The 18,006-nt window shown below is 76.1% G+C and carries 18 protein-coding genes and 1 tRNA gene; 13 read left to right on the plus strand and 6 right to left on the minus strand.

Features of this window, described 5'->3' with window-relative positions:
- Positions 1-7: 7 nt before the first annotated feature.
- Both ANAEK_RS14325 and ANAEK_RS14330 read right to left on the minus strand, forming a co-directional pair.
- On the minus strand, positions 8-568 hold the full coding sequence (locus tag ANAEK_RS14325; RefSeq protein WP_012526845.1) for a DUF177 domain-containing protein: 561 nt from the start codon (positions 566-568) through the stop codon (positions 8-10).
- A gap of 180 nt (positions 569-748) precedes the next feature.
- Positions 749-1,396, minus strand: coding sequence for a response regulator transcription factor (locus tag ANAEK_RS14330; protein WP_012526846.1), 648 nt, complete (start codon positions 1,394-1,396; stop codon positions 749-751).
- A gap of 221 nt (positions 1,397-1,617) precedes the next feature.
- Here ANAEK_RS14330 and ANAEK_RS14335 point away from each other — a divergent pair, with 221 nt between their 5' ends.
- Complete coding sequence (locus ANAEK_RS14335; RefSeq protein WP_012526847.1) at positions 1,618-3,729, plus strand: hypothetical protein; 2,112 nt, start codon at positions 1,618-1,620, stop codon at positions 3,727-3,729.
- A 450-nt stretch (positions 3,730-4,179) separates the two neighbouring features.
- On the opposite strand, the gene ANAEK_RS14340 is transcribed toward ANAEK_RS14335, so the two are convergent.
- On the minus strand, positions 4,180-4,428 hold the full coding sequence (locus ANAEK_RS14340; RefSeq protein WP_012526848.1) for a hypothetical protein: 249 nt from the start codon (positions 4,426-4,428) through the stop codon (positions 4,180-4,182).
- A gap of 2 nt (positions 4,429-4,430) precedes the next feature.
- The gene (locus ANAEK_RS14345; protein ID WP_012526849.1) at positions 4,431-5,108 is read right to left on the minus strand and encodes a NapC/NirT family cytochrome c; all 678 of its coding nucleotides are present in this window, start codon (positions 5,106-5,108) and stop codon (positions 4,431-4,433) included.
- Between the two features lie 229 nt (positions 5,109-5,337).
- Here ANAEK_RS14345 and ANAEK_RS14350 point away from each other — a divergent pair.
- From ANAEK_RS14350 to ANAEK_RS14390, 9 genes are all read left to right on the plus strand, one after another.
- Positions 5,338-5,411: transfer RNA gene (locus ANAEK_RS14350), tRNA-Arg, on the plus strand.
- Positions 5,412-5,542: 131 nt separating this feature from the next.
- On the plus strand, positions 5,543-5,731 hold the full coding sequence (locus tag ANAEK_RS14355) for a hypothetical protein (protein ID WP_012526850.1): 189 nt from the start codon (positions 5,543-5,545) through the stop codon (positions 5,729-5,731).
- Positions 5,731-6,042, plus strand: coding sequence for a GIY-YIG nuclease family protein (locus tag ANAEK_RS14360; protein WP_012526851.1), 312 nt, complete (start codon positions 5,731-5,733; stop codon positions 6,040-6,042). Before ANAEK_RS14355 ends, ANAEK_RS14360 begins: the two co-directional genes overlap by 1 nt.
- Before the next feature lie 9 nt (positions 6,043-6,051).
- Complete coding sequence (locus ANAEK_RS14365; protein WP_012526852.1) at positions 6,052-6,822, plus strand: SDR family NAD(P)-dependent oxidoreductase; 771 nt, start codon at positions 6,052-6,054, stop codon at positions 6,820-6,822.
- Positions 6,823-6,938: 116 nt separating this feature from the next.
- On the plus strand, positions 6,939-8,135 hold the full coding sequence (locus ANAEK_RS14370) for a polysaccharide deacetylase family protein (protein WP_012526853.1): 1,197 nt from the start codon (positions 6,939-6,941) through the stop codon (positions 8,133-8,135).
- On the plus strand, positions 8,136-9,182 hold the full coding sequence (locus ANAEK_RS14375) for a glycosyltransferase (RefSeq protein WP_012526854.1): 1,047 nt from the start codon (positions 8,136-8,138) through the stop codon (positions 9,180-9,182).
- Positions 9,183-9,279: 97 nt separating this feature from the next.
- Complete coding sequence (locus tag ANAEK_RS14380) at positions 9,280-10,407, plus strand: Gfo/Idh/MocA family protein (RefSeq protein WP_012526855.1); 1,128 nt, start codon at positions 9,280-9,282, stop codon at positions 10,405-10,407.
- Positions 10,404-11,483, plus strand: coding sequence for an NAD(P)-dependent oxidoreductase (locus tag ANAEK_RS14385; RefSeq protein WP_012526856.1), 1,080 nt, complete (start codon positions 10,404-10,406; stop codon positions 11,481-11,483). Before ANAEK_RS14380 ends, ANAEK_RS14385 begins: the two co-directional genes overlap by 4 nt.
- Positions 11,480-12,619, plus strand: coding sequence for a glycosyltransferase (locus tag ANAEK_RS14390; RefSeq protein WP_012526857.1), 1,140 nt, complete (start codon positions 11,480-11,482; stop codon positions 12,617-12,619). The genes ANAEK_RS14385 and ANAEK_RS14390 overlap by 4 nt, the downstream gene beginning before the upstream one ends.
- A gap of 72 nt (positions 12,620-12,691) precedes the next feature.
- On the opposite strand, the gene ANAEK_RS14395 is transcribed toward ANAEK_RS14390, so the two are convergent.
- Positions 12,692-14,068 (minus strand): sugar transferase, encoded by a 1,377-nt coding sequence (locus tag ANAEK_RS14395; protein WP_369734431.1) that lies wholly within the window; start codon positions 14,066-14,068, stop codon positions 12,692-12,694.
- Positions 14,069-14,642: 574 nt separating this feature from the next.
- On the opposite strand from ANAEK_RS14395, the gene ANAEK_RS14400 reads away from it, so the two are divergent.
- Together ANAEK_RS14400 and ANAEK_RS14405 are read left to right on the plus strand one after the other, a co-directional pair.
- Entirely contained in the window at positions 14,643-15,272 is a 630-nt protein-coding gene (locus ANAEK_RS14400; RefSeq protein ID WP_012526859.1) for a polysaccharide biosynthesis/export family protein, read from the plus strand.
- 2 nt (positions 15,273-15,274) lie between these two features.
- Entirely contained in the window at positions 15,275-16,483 is a 1,209-nt protein-coding gene (locus ANAEK_RS14405) for a hypothetical protein (RefSeq protein ID WP_012526860.1), read from the plus strand.
- Between the two features lie 24 nt (positions 16,484-16,507).
- Here the strand turns inward: ANAEK_RS14405 and ANAEK_RS14410 are convergent, their stop codons facing one another.
- A complete protein-coding gene (locus ANAEK_RS14410; protein WP_012526861.1) occupies positions 16,508-17,386 on the minus strand; it encodes a WecB/TagA/CpsF family glycosyltransferase in 879 nt (292 codons plus the stop codon).
- Positions 17,387-17,498: 112 nt separating this feature from the next.
- Between ANAEK_RS14410 and ANAEK_RS14415 the strand changes: the two genes are divergently transcribed.
- Positions 17,499-17,996: a hypothetical protein gene (locus ANAEK_RS14415; protein ID WP_012526862.1), complete on the plus strand. Its 498-nt coding sequence runs from the start codon at positions 17,499-17,501 to the stop codon at positions 17,994-17,996.
- The last annotated feature ends 10 nt before the right edge of the window (positions 17,997-18,006 follow it).

Below are 18,006 nucleotides of genomic sequence, written 5' to 3' on the forward strand. Positions count from 1 at the left end.
GCGCTCACTACAGCTTCACGTTCTTGAGGCCCGCCCAGCGCGGGTCCGGAACGTGGCGATCGCAGCCGCACTCGCGATCGTTCAGGTTGGCCCCGCACACGGGGCAGAGTCCCTTGCAGTCGTCCTTGCACACCGGATAGCCCGGCACGGCCAGGAGCAGCTGCTCGCGGAGGATCGGGTCGAGGTCGACGACCTTGCCCGTGTAGACCTCCTCGTCCGCCCGCTCGGCCTCGAAGCTCCCGCCGATCGGGCCGGTGCTCGAGTCATGCTCGCCTCGGGGCTCGTCCACGTACTCGTCCGAGGGGACGAGCGTCAACTCGAAATCCACCGGCTGGTCCAGCGACACCGGCTGGAGGCACCGGCCGCAGGGCACCGTCAGCTCCGCCCTGCCGTGCGCATCGACCCGCACCCGCCGATCGATCTTCTCCAGCTTCGCGTCGACGTGGAGCGGACCGCGCGCGCGGTAGCCGGCCTTGTCGCCTTGCAGGATGTCGTCCACCTGCTCGCGGGCGACGTCCCAGCTCCGGCGGAGGCCTGCCTCCTTGATTTCATCAATGTTGACGCGCATTTATACAGCTTTCCGAGGCGAAAAAGGGCCTCATTATAGGGGTCGATCCCGCGAAGTCAAGGCGCGCCGGGCCGTTGCCCGCGCGCGCCGGACTTCCCAGGGATGTAAGCCTCCTCGAACCCGGGAGGGACCCGGGCCTCGAGGCGGCCCCTCGCGACCCCCGCGAGGCGGCGCCGGCGCCTAGGGCTTCACGAGCCCGCGCGCGACCGCGAGCAGCGCGGCCTCGGCCTTCGTCGAGACGTCCATCTTCTCGTAGATGCGCTTCACGTACGTCTGGACGGTGCCCTCGGCGATGCCGAGCGCCGTGGCCACGTCCGCGTAGGTGTGGCCGTGCACCAGCAGCTGCAGCACCTCGAGCTCGCGCTTCGAGAGCGCCGGACCGTCCTTCGCGCGCTGGTCCGGCGGATCGCCGCGGAACTCCTGCAGCAGGACCTTCGCCGCGCGCGGGCTGATGGGCGCGGCCTCGCCGGAGAGCACGTCCTCCACCGCCTTGGTGAGATCTGCCGCGTGGAAGGGCTTGAGGATGTAGCCCGACGCGCCGGCCCGCATCGCGTTCAGCACGCGCGCCGGGATGTCCACCGCGGTGAGCGCGATGCACGCCGTCTTGGGCAGCTCCTGCCGGATGGTGGCGATGACGTCCTCGCCGCTCATCTTCGGCAGGCCGAGGTCCACCAGGGCGACGTCCGGCCGCTCGCGCCGGGCCAGGGCCACGCCGTCCTCGCCCGTCGCCGCCGTCCCGCACACCTCGAATCCGTGCGAGGTCAAGACCTGGGCGATGAGCTTCGACACCGCCTCGTCGTCCTCGACCGCGATGGCCCGGATTGCCATGAAGCGCGCCCCCCTGGGGAGTACCTACGCACCCCCGTGAAATCGCTGCCATACGTACCAGCCCGGGGCAGGGAGGGTCAAGGATGCGCGCCCCCCGCCGGATGGTATGTGGGCGCGCACAGTGCGCACCGCCGCGCACAGCAAACCCCTGGTAGACGCAAGGCGTTCTGGGGTAACTGCTCGCTGTCCCGCTCGTCGGGGACACGAGGAGCCAACCGACCATGCCCATCCGCCCCGCCCGCCTCCGGCTCGCGTTCACCCTCTCCCTGCTCGCCGCGGTCGCGGCCTGCTCCAGCGGAGGGGGTGGCGGATCGGCACCGATCGACCCGCCGCCGCCCGCCTGCAGGCCCCAGAACGGCGCGTGCGCCACGCAGTCGGACTGCTGCACCGGCCTGACCTGCTTCGGCGCGACCGGCAGCGCGACCTGCATCCAGGAGGCGCTCTGCGCGCCGGACGGCGGGAGCTGCGGCGCCGGGAAGCCGTGCTGCACGGGCTTCTGCGAGGGCAGCACCTGCACCCAGGGCTCCACCACCTGCAAGGCCGACGGCAGCGCGTGCGCCTCGGCCGCGGAGTGCTGCTCGCCGACGTGCGCCCCGCCGGCCGGCGGCGGCCAGGCGGTGTGCGGCACGAGCGAGTTCTGCGCGCCCGCCGGCGAGGCCTGCAGCGCGGCCGCCGACTGCTGCTCGCTGAACTGCGTGGGCGGGCTCTGCCGCAACGAGGCGTGCAAGCAGATCGGCAGCGCGTGCTCGAGCGAGTCGGAGTGCTGCTCCGGCACCGGCACCTGCGGCGCGACCTCGTCCGGCAGCTGCACCGCGGTGCCGAGCGGCGGCACCGGCGCCTCCTGCCGCACGCTGGGTGAAGCCTGCTCGCAGGCGTACGACTGCTGCTCCACCAACTGCCAGGGCGGCGCCTGCGTCCCGGCGTACTCGTGCAGCGCCTACGGCGACCTCTGCTACCAGGGCACCGACTGCTGCTCCGGGCTCTGCGACACCAGCGCCGGCACGCCGGGCCGGTGCTTCGACCCGCCGGGCGGCTGCGTCCAGGGCGGCAACCCCTGCGACGGCCCGTCCAACTGCTGCTCGCGCCTGTGCGTGGATCCCGGCAGCGGCGCCAAGGTCTGCCAGCCCGCCGGCGGCTGCCGCATGACCGGCGACTTCTGCGACTCCACCGACTCCTGCTGCAACATCAACGACAAGGTGCCCACGTCGCAGCGGATCGCGTGCGACGCGGAGCACACCTGCGACAACGGCGGATCCTGCAACCCGCCGGGCAACATCTGCGGCGCCTCCACCGACGTGAACGCGTCGCAGAACTGCTGCATGCCGAGCACCTGGAACGGCAGCGGCAAGCCGGCCTGCAAGCCCGACTCGAACAGCATCATGCGCTGCTACGGCGCGCCCCCGGGCGAGACCGGCTCCACCTGCCCCACGGGCTACGACGGCAGCGACCCGAACTGCTGCATCCCGCAGGGCGACGTCTGCCAGTTCCGCGACCAGTGCTGCGGCCTCGCGCCGTGCGTGCCCGACGCGCAGGGCGTGCTCCGCTGCGGCGGCGCGTGCGTCCCGACCACCGGGACCTGCACCAGCAACGCCGACTGCTGCAGCGGGACCTGCACCTCGGGCAAGTGCGCGGCGGCCGCCTGCGGCGCGGTGGGCTCGACCTGCAGCGCCGACTCGCAGTGCTGCTCCGGCTTCTGCGACGCCGACAGCCACGCGTGCCAGCCGGTCTGCCAGCGGCAGAGCGAGGCCTGCACCGTGTCCGCCGACTGCTGCTCGGGCCTCTCCTGCGCGATCCCGCCCGGCGCCACGCACGGCTCCTGCGTCACCGACCAGAGCTCCTGCGTGGACCTCGGCCAGGCGTGCGGCGCCGGCGACACCTGCTGCTCGGGCCTGACCTGCACCGGCGGCACCTGCCAGTCGGCCCAGACCTGCGTGGACGTGGGCCAGGGCTGCACCGCGGGCGGCGCCGCCTGCTGCACCGGCCTCAGCTGCAAGACGCAGGGCACGTCGGGCCAGGTGGACTGCGCGGCCGGCGACTCCTCGTGCACCTGTGAGGTCCCCGCGGCGAGCTGCGGCCACTACGTCGAAGGCCAGCCGCTCCCGTCCTGCTCGCCCACGAACCCCTGCTGCCCGGGCGAGAACACCACCTGCCTGAACAGCGGGGTGCCGTGCACCACCGAGACCGGCTGCTTCTGCACGCCGCCGCAGAGCTGCGCCGACATCGGCGCGTCGTGCTCGCCCACGCAGACCTGCTGCACCGGGACCTGCGCCAAGGCCGGCTCGTTCGACCTCTGCGACGGCACGACGAGCTGCAGCTGCATCAACCCGGGCTAGCGGCCCGCCGGTCCCCGGACCGGACGTGAGAAGGCCCCGGCCGCCCGCGCAGGGCGCCGGGGCCTTCGGCGTTCCAGGACGACGCGCCGCCGCCCGCAGTGCCGCCCGGTGACGGCTGGCCGGGCCGCGGCGCGGCAGGCGCGGCGCGGCGGGCGCGGTGCGGCGGGCGGCGCGGTGCGGCGGGCGGCGCGGCAGGCGCGGCGCGGTGCTGCGGGCGCGGTGCTGCGGGCGCGGTGCGGCAGGCGCGGCGCGGTGCGGCGGGCGCGGTGCGGCGGGCGCGGCGCGGCAGGTGGGCGGCGCCAGCGGCGCGGGCACCGGCGCGGCGCGGCCCGCACGGACATGGGCGTCCGCAGCCGGGCAAGCGAAAGGCCCCGGGCGTCCTCGCCAGGACGCGCCGGGGCCTTCTCCAGCGTCGGGACCTGGGGGCCGCTCGGGGCCCCCTGCCCTGCGCTACTGCTGCCCGCCGCCGCCGAGGCGGCTGCCCAACTCCTCGTGCTCGCCCACGCCCTGGAGGTCGAGCGCGATGGCGAGCAGGTACAGCGCGAGCGAGGTGGTGCCGAACAGCTGGCCGAGGCTCATCGCGGCGACGAGCAGGAACGGGTTCGGGAACACGATGCCCGCGATCATCAGCGCGAGCGAGACGAGCGACAGGACCGCCGAGACCAGCACCAGGCGGCGGATGGTGAACTTGGAGATCATCGCTACTCCCCCTTCCCGGTGGCGGCCGTCGGGCCGCGGCCGTTGCCGCCGTGCGCGAACGCGCGCGGGTGGACCTTCTCGCCGCCGTGGCAGTCCACGCACTTCGCGTCGCCCGAGCGGATCTCCTCGATCATGCCGGAGTGCTCCTCGTTCGCGAGCCACCTCGGCGCCGTGGTGGAGTGGCAGCGCGTGCACATGCCGTTCTGGAACGACTTGTACATGTGGATCTTCGGCCCGCCCTCGCCGTACGGCCCGGTGTTCGCGTACTCGGTCACGTAGAAGTACAGGTGCTTCAGGCCGTTCAGCTTCGTCGTCATCGCGCCGAACATCTGGTAGTCGGCGTGGCACGTGTAGCAGCTCTCCTCGCCGAACGCGTGGTTGCGGCTGTGGATCGCGGCGAGGCTGGTGGACGCCGGGTCCGCCGCGTCCTCGGTGTACGGCAGCATCACGTGGCACGAGCCGCAGAACGGACGCTTCAGCGTGTACTCGAAGCCGGCGATGTTGCCGGTGAGCGCCACGCCGATGGGCATGACGCCGAGCCCGAAGAGGAGCAGGACCTTGGTCGCCCGGTTGAGGGGCGGCCGGCGGACCAGGTACCAGGCGAGGATGAGGACCGCGATGGCCGCGGCGACCAGGGCGGTGGCCTTGAGCAGCTGCTCGAGCGTGTTTATCTGGGGCACGTTTGGGTGCCTAGCATGTGCGACCGAATGCCTCAACCCCTAGATGCGCGCTGGCGCGCATGCGCGTGGGCGCACAGGGGCCTTCCCGGTGGTGTCTCCGCGACCCACCGGATTCGCGCACGGTGAACGGCGCCCGCGTCTCGCCGGCCGCGGCGCGCCCGCCGGAGCGCCGAAGGCCCGCGAACCTTCTTGCCTTTCGGGAAGGCCTGCACTAGATACCGCCCTTCGAGCGCGATTAGCTCAGCTGGATAGAGCGTCGGCCTCCGGAGCCGAAGGCCACAGGTTCGAATCCTGTATCGCGCGCTCCCCGAGCCCCGGTCCTGGCACGCCCAGGGCCGGGGCTTTCTCGTGGCGCGGCTCACTGGGCGTCCGCCCGGGTTCGCGCTACTTTCTGGTCGCTCGCCGATCCGTCGCGGGCCGAGAGGTGGAACGAGATGCCGGTCAGCAAGAAGCGGAAGAAGGGCGGGAAGCCGGTCCAGCGGACCGCGCCGCCCGAGCAGCACCCCGAGCACGCGCACGGGCCCGAGGGCGCGCCCGCGGCCCCGCAGCCGCGAACCGCCGGCCGACCCTCCAACCCCTTCGTCGCCCAGCAGACGCGGCGCGCCTCTCAGCGCGGCCGGTAGTGCCGACCGCGCGGCCGGGACGCGGCCGCGCCGCGGAGGCGGCGCGCTGGTGGGTCTACCTGCTGCGCTGCGGCGACGGCTCGCTCTACGCCGGCGCCACGAACGACCTCGCCGCGCGGGTGGCCCGCCACGCGGCCGGGCGCGGAGCCCGGTACACGCGCTCGCGCCTGCCGGTGGAGCTGGCCTGGCGCGAGCGCGCCGCGGATCGCGGCGCGGCGCTGCGGCGCGAGGCGGCGCTGAAGCGGCTGCGCCGGGCCGAGAAGCTCGCCCTGGTGGAGCGCGCGGCCGCGAGGCGGCGCCGCCGGCGGTAGGATCCGCGCATGGACCTCGGGCTCGGCGGCAAGGTCGCGGTCGTCACCGGCGGCAGCCGCGGCATCGGTCGCGCCATCGCGCTCGCGCTGGCGCGGGAGGGCGCGCGGGTGGCGGTGGGCGCGCGCGGCGCGGAGGCGCTCGCCGAGGTGCGCGCCGCGCTCCAGGAGGCGGGCCCCGGCCCGCACCTGACCGTGGCCGCGGATCTCGTCACCGCGGGAGGCGTGGACCGGCTGGTGGGCGAGGCCGTCTCCGCGCTGGGCGGCCTGGACGTGCTCGTCAACAACGTGGGCGGCTCGGGCGCGCGCAGCGTCGCCGACGCCGACGAGGCCGACCTCCGCGCGGTGCTCGACCGCAACCTGTTCCCCGCGCTCCGCGCCAGCCTCCGGGCCATCCCGGAGCTGCGGCGCCGCGGCGGCGGGTCGATCGTGATGATCACGTCGATCTGGGGGCGAGAGGCCGGCGGCGGCCCGTCGTACAACGCCGCCAAGGCGGCCGAGCAGAGCCTGGCGAAGTCGCTCGGGCGCGAGCTCGCGGCCGACGGCATCCGCGTGAACTCGGTCGCTCCGGGGTCGATCGCGTTCCCCGGCGGCGGGTGGGAGCGGCGCCGGCAGGCGGACCCGGAGGGCATCGCCGAGTTCGTGCGGCGGGAGATCCCGGGCGGACGCTTCGGCACGCCGGAGGAGGTCGCGGCGGTGGTCGCGTTCCTGGCCTCGCCGCGCGCGAGCTGGGTGAACGGGGCGTGCTGGGTGGTGGACGGCGGGCAGTCCCGCAGCTTCTGACGTCCGGTGCTGCCGCACGCGCCCCGGGCGGCAGTGCCCCCGGACGCAGCGCACCCGCCGGGACCGGCGCTCGCCATCGGAGCGCGTGCACACCTTCTCGCCGAGGAGGAGGGGGCATGCCGGAACGGGCCGACTTCAGTGCGCGCTGGATCCTGAAGCGGGCCGCGAAGGCGGCCGTGGCGGGGGCACTCACCGCGGCGGGGATCCACCACGCGGTGCGGCTGGTCCGGCGGCGCCAGGCCGGCGGCTCCCGCGTGCTCATCCTCTCGTACCACCGCGTGACCCCGGACTTCGGCGCCGAGTCCAGGCAGACGCTCGCCTCGCTGCTCGTCTCGACCGACACCCTGCGCCGCCAGCTGGAGCACGTGGGGAGGCGGAACGAGATCGTCTCGCTCGCCGACGCGCGCCGCATCCTGGCGGAGCCCGCGGGCGGACGCCGCTCCGACGTCGTGGCGGTGACGATCGACGACGGCTACGCCGACGTGGCGCAGCACGCGCTGCCCGTGCTGCGCGCGCTGCGCGTCCCGGCGACCGTGTTCGTGCCGACCGGCTACGTCGGCACGGCGCGCCGCCTCCCGCACGACCGGCTCCACGCGGCGCTCACCGCGCTGGCGCGGCGGCGCATCCCGTTCGAGCGCGCCGGCCTCCAGCCCCCGCTCCAGACGCTGCTCTCCGCCTGCGCCGAGGGCGGGCCGGCCGCCACGCTCGACCGGCTCATCGCGCGCCTCCCGCACGAGCGGCTGGTCGCGCTGGCCGCCGCGCTGGAGCGCATGCTCGGCACCGCCGAGCAGGACCTCCCGGCCTCGACGCGCCTCATGACCTGGGACGAGGTGCGCGCGCTCGACGCCGCCGGGGTGGACGTGGGCGGCCACACCGTGAACCACGCGGTGCTCGCGAACCTGCCGCTCGCCGAGGCCCGCCGCGAGCTGGCCGGCTGCCGCGACCAGCTGGCCGAGCGGGTCGGCCGGGCGCCGCGCCACTTCGCCTACCCCAACGGCTACTACACGCCGGCGGTCCAGCGCGCCGTGGCCGAGGCGGGCTTCGAGGCGGCGGTGACCATCGAGGACGAGGAGAACCGGCACGGCGGCTCGCCGTACGGGCTGAAGCGCAAGGTGCTCTGGGAGAACACCACCCTCGGCGCGGTCGGCTGGAGCGGCGTGGTGGCGACCTGCAACCTCGGCGGCGTGTTCGCGACGCTGGGGCTGGCGCGGCCCGTCCCCGGGGAGCGGCCGGATCCCCCCGCCGAGCCCGCGGCGCGGACGGCGCGCCCCCGGGCCGGGGAGGCGCCCGCAGGCGCGCGGGCGGTGAGCTGAGTGCGGCTGGCGCTCGTCGGGAACTGGCCGCGGCCGTACGGCGGCGTGGCGGTGCACGTGGCGGCGCTGGCCCGCGCCGCCCGCGCGCGCGGCCTCGACGTGCAGGTGCTCGACATCGGCCGGGGCGACCACTCGGGCGACGGCGTCCGGCCGGCGCGCGGCGCGCTCCGGTACGCCGCCGCGCTCGGCGGCGCCGCGGCGGAGGGCCGGCTGCTGCACGTGCACACCAGCGGCGCGAACGTGAAGAGCTGGCTGGTGGCCCTGGCCGCCTCGCGCGCGCGCCGCGGCGCCGCGCCGCTGGGCGTGCTCACGCTGCACTCCGGCTCGGCCCCCGCGTGGCTGCGGGGCGGCCCGGCGCGGCGCGCGCTCGCCGCGGCCGCCTGCGCCGGCTTCGGTCGGATCCTGGCGGTGAACGAGGAGATCGCGGGCGCGCTCGGCGCGAGCGGCGTACCGCGGGCGCGCATCGCGGTGGTGCCCCCCTACTCCCCCGCGCTGCTCGAGCCGCGCCGGCCCCCGCCGGGCCTCGCCGCGTTCCGGGCAGGGCACGCGCCGCTCGTCGCCGCCGCGCTCCCGCCCGGGCGGATCTACGGCGCCGACCTGCTCCTGCCCGCGTTCCGCGCGCTGCGGGCGCGCCACCCGGGCGCCGGGCTGGTCGCGTTCGGCGAGGGCACCGAGGCGCTCGGCGGGGACGCCGTGCTCGGCCTCGGCGAGCTCGATCACCCCGCCGCGCTGGCGGTGCTGGAGGCCGCGGACGTGTTCGCCCGCCCCACCCGCGCCGACGGCGACGCGGTGACGGTGCGCGAGGCGCTCGCGCTCGGCCGCAGGGTGGTCGCGAGCGCCGTCGGCCACCGGCCGGCGGGCTGCCTGCTGTTCCCGGCCGGCGACGCCACCGCCCTGGCGGCGCGGCTGGAGGACGCGGCGGCGGGCGCCTGCCCGCCCGCCCGCCCGCGCGACGACGACCCGTTCGACGCCATCTTCGCGATCTACCGGGTGCTGTGGACGGGCGCGCGCGGCGCGCCGCGCGAGGCGGCGGCCCCGGCGCGGTGATCCCGCGCGGCGCGTGCCCCGCCGCGGCGCTGGCCGGGCCGGGGCGCGGTGAGGACCTCGAAGACGGCCGCCCCGCGCGGCCGGGGGAAAGGGGACGATGGCGGAACGAGATGGGGCCGCGGTCCGGGTGGCGGTGATCGGGTGCGGGCAGATCGCCGACGCGCACCTGGCGCAGGTGCGCCGGGCCGGCGCCGAGGTGGTGGCGGTCTGCGACGCGACCCGGCACATGGCGGAGCAGGCCGCGGCGCGCTGGCGCGTGCCGGCGTTCTACGAGGGGCCGGACGCGGTGGACGCGATGCTGGCGGAGGCGCGTCCGGAGGTGGTGCACGTCACCACGCCGCCCGCGAGCCACCTCGCGCTCGCCACCCGCGCGCTCGCCGCGGGCGCGCACGTGTACGTGGAGAAGCCGGTCACGGTGGACGCGGTCGAGGCCGTCGCGCTGGAGCAGGCCGCGGCGCGGCACGGGCGGCTGGCGTGCGCCGGCCACAACCTGCTGTTCGATCCGGTGATCCAGCGGCTCCGCGCGCTGGTGGAGGCGGGCGCCCTCGGCGAGGTGGTCCACGCGGACGCGGTGATGGGCTACGACCTCGCCGGCCCGTTCGGCGCGCTGCTCACCGCGGAGCCCGGCCACTGGATCCACCGCCTCCCCGCCGGCCTGGCGCACAACAACCTCTCGCACCCGCTCTCGCTCGTGCTGCCGCTCCTCGGCCCGGGCACGCCCGCGGTCGCGCACGCCCTCGGGCGCCGGCTGCGCGCGGAGCGCTTCGGCGACGCGCGCGACGCGTTCCACGACGAGCTGCGGATCCTGCTCGAGGGCCCGCGCGCCACCGCGTCGGTGCTCTTCTCCTGCCGCATCCGGCCCGCGCAGCTCGCGCTCACCGTGTACGGCACGCGGCGGGCCGTGCACGTCTCCCTGGACGCGCGCACGCTGCGCGTGGTGGAGGGATCCCACCTGCCCGGCCCGTTCCAGAAGGTGGACTGGGCCCGGCGCGACGCCTCGGCCGCCGGGGCGGAGCTCCTGCGGCGCAGCGCCGACCTCGCGCTCGCGCGGCTGCACTACTTCGAGGGCATGCACCGGCTCTTCGCGGCCTTCTACCGGGCGGTGCGGACCGGCGGCCCCGCCCCCGTTCCGCTCGCCGACGCGCGCGCGGTCGCCCAGGTGATCGACGCCGCGGCGGCGGCGTGCCGGCGGGCGGACGCCGCCGCGCAGGAGGCGTGCGCGTGAGGGCCGTCACCGGCGCGACCGGGTTCCTGGGGCGCGAGATCGTGCGGAGCCTGCTGCGGCAGGGGGTGGATCGGATCCGCTGCCTGGTGCGGCCCGGCACCGCGGCGGCGCGGGTGGAGATCCCGGAGGCCGAGGCGCGGGGCGCGGTCGTCGAGGTGGTCCCCTGCCGGCTCGACGACCCCGCCGCGCTCCGCCAGGCGCTCGCGGGGGTGCGGGTCCTCTACCACGCCGCCGCCGCGAAGAAGGGCGCGCCCGCGGCCCTGGTGCAGGCCACCGTGGTCGCCTCCGACCACGTGTTCCGCGCCGCGCTGGAGGCGCGGGTCGAGCGGGTGGTGCTGGTGAGCTCGTTCGGCGCCATGGGCGTCGCGGCGCTGCCGACGGGCGCGCTGGTGGACGAGGACGCGCCGCTCGAGCCCGCGCCGGAGGCGCGCGACGCGTACTCGTTCGCCAAGCAGCGGCAGGAGGCGCTGGCGTGGCGGTACGCGCGCCGCGACGGCTTGCCGCTCGCGGTGATCCGGCCCGGCGTCATCATCGGCGCCGGCCAGGAGATCCTCGGGACGCGGATCGGCCTGCCGGTGCTCGGCCTGTACCTGCACCTCGGGGGCCGCAACCCGGTCCCGCTCACCTGGGTCGAGAACTGCGCCGACGCCGTCGCGCTGGCCGGCACCGCCCCGGGGGCCGCGGGCCGCGCGCTGTGCGTGGTGGACGACGACCTCCCGACCGCGGGGGCGCTGCTCGACCGCTACCGGCGCGAGGTGGCGCCGCTGCGGGTCGTGCGGGTGCCGTACCCGCTGCTGCGCCTGCTCGCCCACGCCAACGACTGGTACGCGGAGCGGACCCAGGGGCACCTCCCCGCCCTGCTGACGCCGTACAAGGTCGCGAGCACCTGGAAGCGCCAGCGCTTCTCGAACGCACGCGCCCGCGCCGTGCTCGGCTGGGCGCCGCGCGTCCCCATGCGCGAGGCGCTCGACCGCACCTTCGCCGCGCTCGCCGCCGCGCCGGGTCGGCCGGTGCCGCTCGCGCGCCCGGGCGCGGGCGGCGCGCGCGCCGCGGCGGCGGCGGAGGTGGCGCCGTGAGCGCGGCGAAGGTGCTCGTGTTCCAGAACCGCTTCCTGATCGGCGGGCAGGAGCGGCAGACGGTCCTGAACGTCCGGACCATGGACCGGAGCCGCTGGGAGCCGGTGGTCGCGTGCCTGCACCTCGAGGGCGAGCACCTCGACGACCTGGCGCGCGAAGGCATCCGGCCGGTGCTGTTCGACGTGGGGCGGCGGATGCTCCGGCCCAACACCGCCTTGCAGGTCTCGCGCATCGCGCGCTTCGTGCGCGAGCAGGGCATCGCGCTGGTGCACGCGCAGGACATCTACACGAACGTGCTGGGCTCGCTCGCCGCGCGGCTGGCCGGCGTGCCCGTGATCGTGACGCGGGTGGACCTCGGGCACCACATCACCGGGTACCGCCGCCCGCTCACCCGCCTCGCCTGCCTCCGCGCCGACCGCGTGCTCGTGAACGCGATGTGCATCCGCGACCTCGTGATCCGCGAGGGCGTCGAGCCGGACCGCGTGGCGGTGGTGCGCAACGGCGTGGACCTCCGCGCGCTCGACCGCGCCGCCCGCGAGCTGCCCGACCCCGGGCTGCCCGAGGGCGCCTGGATCGCGAACGTCGCGAACATGCACCATCCGGTGAAGGGCCAGACCGACCTGCTGGTCGCGTTCCGGGAGGTGCTCCGCGAGCACCCGGCCGCGCGGCTCGCGCTGGTGGGCGACGGGGTGCGGCGGCCGCTGCTGGAGCGGCTCGCGGGCCAGCTCGGCGTCGCCGCGCGGGTCCACTTCCTCGGCTTCCGCCGCGACGCGCCCGCCGTGCTCGCGCGCTGCGCCGCCGCCGCCTCCTCCAGCCACGCCGAGGGGATCTCGAACGCGATCCTGGAGGCCATGGCCCTGCGGCTGCCGGTGGTCGCCACCGCGGTGGGCGGCTCGCCGGAGCTGGTGCGCGACGGGACGACCGGCTGGCTCGTGCCGCCCGGCTCGCCGGGCGCGCTGGCGCGCCGCCTCTGCGACGCGCTCGCCGACGGGGAGCGCGCCCGGCGGATGGGCGCGCGCGGGCGGGCGCTGGTGGAGCGCGAGTTCGAGGTCGGGCAGATGCGGCTCGGCTACGACGCGCTCTACGAGGAGCTGGCCGGCTGGCGCGTCCCCCGCCTGATCGCCGGCAGCGCCTGAGCCCCGGAGCGCCGAGGGCCCGGGCGCGCCCGGCCCTGCCGGACGCCTCCGGGCCCCCCGTGGCCGGCCGCGCTACTGCGCGCCGCGGGCGCCGAGCACGGCCGGGATCGTCTTCAGGCAGATGCGCACGTCGTTCCAGAGCGACCACTCGTCGATGTACTGGAGATCGAGCTCCATCCACCGGTCGAAGTCGATGTCGTTCCGGCCGCTGATCTGCCAGATGCAGGTGATCCCCGGCTTGACCGAGAGGCGGCGGCGCTGCCAGCGCTTGTACTGGCGCACCTCCGAGGGCAGCGGCGGCCGCGGGCCCACCACGCTCATCTCGCCCCGGAGCACGTTCCAGAACTGCGGGAACTCGTCGAGCGAGGTCCGGCGGATGAACCGGCCGATGCGCGTCACCCGCGGATCGTTCCTCATCTTGAAGACCGGGCCGGACATCTCGTTGTGCGCGCGGAGCGCCTCGAGGCGCGCCTCCGCGTCCACGTACATGCTGCGGAACTTGAGGATGTCGAAGATGCGGCCGTGGACGCCCACGCGGCGCTGGCGGAAGAAGATGGGACCGCGCGAGTCGAGCCGGATCGCGATCATCACGCCCAGGAGCAGCGGCGAGAGGAGCAGCAGCACCGACGCGCTCACCACGATGTCGAACGCGCGCTTCGCCGCCAGCGCGAGCTGGTCGGACGGCGTGCGGGACAGCGCCAGCATGGGCAGCCCGTCCATGTCGCCGACCGACATGCGCGAGTAGCCGAACCGGAGCACGTCGAGCGAGATGAGGGCGCCGACGCCCTGCTCCTCGCAGGTGCGGACCGCGTCCTCGACCGCGCTGAGCCGCTCGCGAGGCACCGCGAACACCACGTCGTCGAGCACGTGGTCCTCGAGGATGCGGGCCAGGTTGCCCAGCCGGCCCAGGATCACGCAGTCCGGGCTGGCCGCGACCGCGCCCTCCTCGAGCACGTAGCCCGCGAGCCGCATCCCCCACTCCGGGTGCGCGCGGATCGTCTCGATGATCTCCTCCGCCACGTCGCCCGAGCCGACCACCGCGTAGTAGCGGACGCGCCCGGCGCGCGTGCCGGCGGCGCGCGCCACCGCGCGATGCACGGCGCGCGCGATCGCCAGCATCGGGAACGCCAGCGCGAAGTAGAGCACCGCGAGCAGCCGCGAGACGGACTCCTGCTGCTTCGCGAGGAACACCAGCGTGAACATCACCAGCGCGACGGCCATGAGCGCGCGGGCCATTCGCCGGAGGTCGTCGGAGAGCGAGCCGGGGCCCGCCTCGTAGACCTGGTAGATCCAGGCGCCGGCCGACCACAGCAGCATCACGACGACGAGCGCGAGCCAGTAGCGATCGAGCGAGACCACCTCGAGCGCGTCGGGGCGAAAGAGCTCCCGATAGACCTCGAACGCGAGCGGCAGCGCGAGCGCCAGCGCAGCGAGATCGATGAGACGCACCGCTGCGTCTCCCGACCGTGACCGATGGTGAAACATGGAACTCCCCCCGGAACGCCTGCAGTTCGCGTTCTACATCAGCGGCACCTGTGGTTGCTCGGCCCAAAACGTGGTCGAGTGACCGTGTGACACGCACCGAGCGTCGCAGGCGCATGGCAGGTTCGTGGACGATCTCCACGATTGCGCCGTCGATCGCTGCAGGGCGCCACGCCCCCTCCATGCGCGTCCGGTCAACACGGGACGCCGCCTCGCACGTGCGCGCACCGTCGCGGTGCGTTCGCGTGACGCCGTCGAGAACGTCAGGGCACGCGCGCGTGACGGTCGCACCTGGGTCGCGTGATGCGGGCGCACGCGGTATCACGCGCCATCGCGGCGGCGGCGCGCTCGAGGGTCCTCGGCGTCTCCGCGGAACGCGTGCGACCGGCGGCGCAGCGAGCGCGTGCGGCGCCCCTCCTCACGGTCACCCGAACAGTGGATACCCGGGTACCCACACCGGCCGTAGCATCCCGCACGCGCCGCCGCCCTCCCGGGCGGCCGCCTGGGGGAGCCGCGGCGCCGTCCGCGACGCACGTCCGACATGATCGATCCGCTCGCTGCCACCGCGCGCCGTCGCGCGGGCCTCGCGCTCGCCGCCGCCGCCACCGCCCTCGCCGCCTGCGGGCCGACCGGCCGCTACGTGCGCGCCGAGGACCTGCCGCCCGCGCCGGCCGACGCCGAGTACCGCGTCGCGCGCGGCGACGTCGTCGGGATCCGGGTCTGGAACCAGGACAACATGTCGGTGGAGCGAACGCGCGTCCGCGAGGACGGGCGCGTGTCGATGCCGTTCCTCCAGGACGTCCCGGCGGCGGGGAGCACGCCGACCGAGCTCTCCCAGCGGATCCAGACGCAGCTCAAGACCTACGTCGTGAACCCCGTCGTCACCGTGACCGTCGTCGAGATGCAGCCGCTGCGCGTCTCCGTCACCGGCGAGGTGATCCGGCCCGGCGTCTACGACCTGGATCGCGGGGCGGGCGTGCTCTCCGCGCTCGCCGCGGCCGGCAGCTTCACCGAGTTCGCCCACCGGGACCGCGTCTTCGTCCTGCGCCACGGCCCGGCCCCGGGCGACGCGGTGACGCGCATCCGCTTCGAGTACGACGCGCTCGTCCGCGCCGACCGGCGATCGGCCGGGTTCCGGCTCCAGCCCGGCGACGTGGTCGTGGTGGAGTGACGGTGGTCGCCGGGGCGGCCCTCGCGCTCGCGTCGCTCCTGGCGGGCGCCGGCGAGCTCCAGCTCGAGCCGGGCCTGCGGCTCGAGGGGCGCGGGCGCCAGCTCTCGCCCCGGGACGGCGCCGACGACCGGACGCTGGAGGCCGTCGCGACCCCGCGCGCCGCGCTCAGGTGGCTCGCCGCGCCGCGCCTGCGCGTCGGCGGCTCCTACGCGCCGCGCCTCCGCGCGCCCGACCTCACCCGCTCCTCCGACGTCGTGGTGCTGCACACGGCCGAGCTCCGCGCCGAGCTCCAGCCGGCCGCGGCCTGGCGGCTGTCCGCCGTCGCGGGCGGCGAGCGCGGCACGACCGACCTGCTCACCGAGAGCCGGACGCTCGGGACCGAGCTCCAGACCATCACCACCACCCGGCGGCTGCGGTACCGGGCCGCGCGGGCCGAGCTCGGCCTGGAGGGCCGCGCCGGGCCTCGCACCGAGCTGCGCGCGCTCGCCGGCGCGTTCCTCGAGGGCGGCGACGGCGCGGCCGCGGAGGCGACGCTGCCGGTCCAGCGCGGCGCGCGCGGCGAGGCGAGCGTCACCTGGACGGTCACCCGCCTCGACCGCCTCGGCCTGCGCCTCACCGGCCGCGGCGCGCGGCTGGATCGGGGTCCCACCTCCGCCATCGCCACCGCGGACGCGCTCTGGCACCGGCGCCTGACGCGCGCGGTGGACGCCTGGGCGGGCGGGGGCGTGGCCGGCGCCTACGAGGATCCGCGGGGCGGCACGGCCACCCGCGAGCTGCTCCCCAGCGGCGAGCTCGGCATCGCCCACACGCCGGTCGCGCCGGCGGCCGCCGCTCCGGGAGACGAGCCGGCCCGGGCCACGCCTTCCACGGCGCTCGCCAGCCGGCTCGTGATCCGCCTCGCGCCCGCGATCGACCGGGCCACCGGCGCCGCCGACCCGCAGCTCGACGCGACGCTCGGCCTCGACTGGCCGGTCGCCCCGCGGTGGTCGCTCTCCGGCGCCGCGGTGGGCGCCATCGCGCGCCAGTCCGGCCACGACACGCGCCGCGCGCGCCTGGAGGCCGGGCTGCAGTGGGCGGCGACGTCCGCGGTCCACCTCGGGCTCGGCGTCTACGCCAGCCGGCAACGCACGGCCACCCCCAGCGTGCCGTCGTTCGACGAGTCGGGTGCGTTCGTCTCGCTGGACCTCGCCGGTCCCACGCTGAGCCCCTGAGCCGCGCGGCGACGTCGCCGGGCGTCAGGGCGTCCCGCCGGTGCGCCGGGGCGCCGCGGCGACCGCGTCGCGCGTCGGCTGCGCGCGCCGCCGCGCCTGCCGCTCACCGGCGGGCAATCGCGCGGTCCGCGCCAGCACGCCCAGGAACCGCGGGTCCTTCACCAGGTACCGGTGGGCGAGGCGCCGCGGCTCCTGCACCAGCCGGAACATCCACTCCAGCCCGGCGCGGGAGATCCAGCCCGGCGCGCGGCGCACGCGACCCGCCAGGAAGTCGATCGAGGCCCCGAGCCCGAACGCGACCGCGGGCCCCAGCTGCTCCGCCGCGCGGTGGATGAAGCGCTCCTGCTTCGGCGCCCCCAGCCCCACCACGACGACGTGTGCGCCGGAGCGACGGACGCGCTCGAGCACGGCCGGCTCGGTCGCGTCACCGTCCACCGCGATGCGCGGCGCGTCCACGCCGACGATGCGCACCCCGAGCTCCCGCTCGAGCCGCGTCGCGGCGGCCTCGGCCGCCCCCGGCGCGCCGCCGAGCAGGTACACGCCCCACCGCGCCGCGGCCGCGCGCTCCATGAGCGGCCAGACCAGGTCCGAGCCCGACACCTTCTCCGGCACCGGCGTCCCGAGCAGCCGCGTCGCCCACACCAGCGCCTGGCCGTCGGCGAGCGAGAGGCTGGCCGCCGCGTACGCGGCACGGAACGCGCAGTCGTCCTCCGCCGTGACCACGTGATCCACGTTCGGCGTGAAGACGCTCCCGCCCAGGCCTGCCGCGACCAGGGCCTCGACCCGGTCGAGCGCCTCGGCCGCGGTCAGCGCGTCCAGCCAGAGCTGCCCGACCCGGACGCGGCGGATGCCGCTGGCCGCGCCGCCGTGCGCCTTCGCCTCCCCTCCCGGTGCGGGCACCATCTGCGCTCCCCCTCTCATCACGTCAAGCGCCCTGGGGACAGCGGCCACGCGGCGTCGGCGGGCCCCCCGTGCTACGCTCAGCTCCTCGCGCCCGGAGGGCGCCGGGGGCGTGATGGCCGAATCGGTGCTGCCGGAGCTGGCGAAGACGATGGAGGAGCGGGTGCTCCTCCCGGAGGCGCCGCCCAGCAAGGAGTGCCAGCAGCTCTGGTTCATGCTGGCGAAGACGCGCTGGCGCTCGCTGGCCCTGGTGCCTGCCGACGAGGGCGGCTCCACCGCCGCGCTGGCCGCCTCGCTGGCCGAGGTCGGCCGGCAGCTCCGGGATGGCGCGGTGACCGCGCTGAACCTGCCGCACCTCGACTACATCACCGCGTCCGGCATCGCCGACGCGATCGCGGCGGCTGGCCGGGGCGAGGGCGTCCCGCCGAACCTGCAGATCATCGTCGCGATCCCGCCGGTGCTCGACGACCCGCTCGGCGTGGCGGTGGCGCACGCGGTGGACGCGGCGGTGCTCTGCGTCGAGATGGGCAAGGCGCGCCTGAAGTCCGCGCGCAAGACCATGGAGCTCGTCGGCCGCGAGCGCTTCGTGGGCAGCATCCTGATGCGGCCGTGACATCGCGGCG

The sequence above is a fragment of the Anaeromyxobacter sp. K genome, assembly GCF_000020805.1.
GTDB lineage: Bacteria > Myxococcota > Myxococcia > Myxococcales > Anaeromyxobacteraceae > Anaeromyxobacter > Anaeromyxobacter dehalogenans.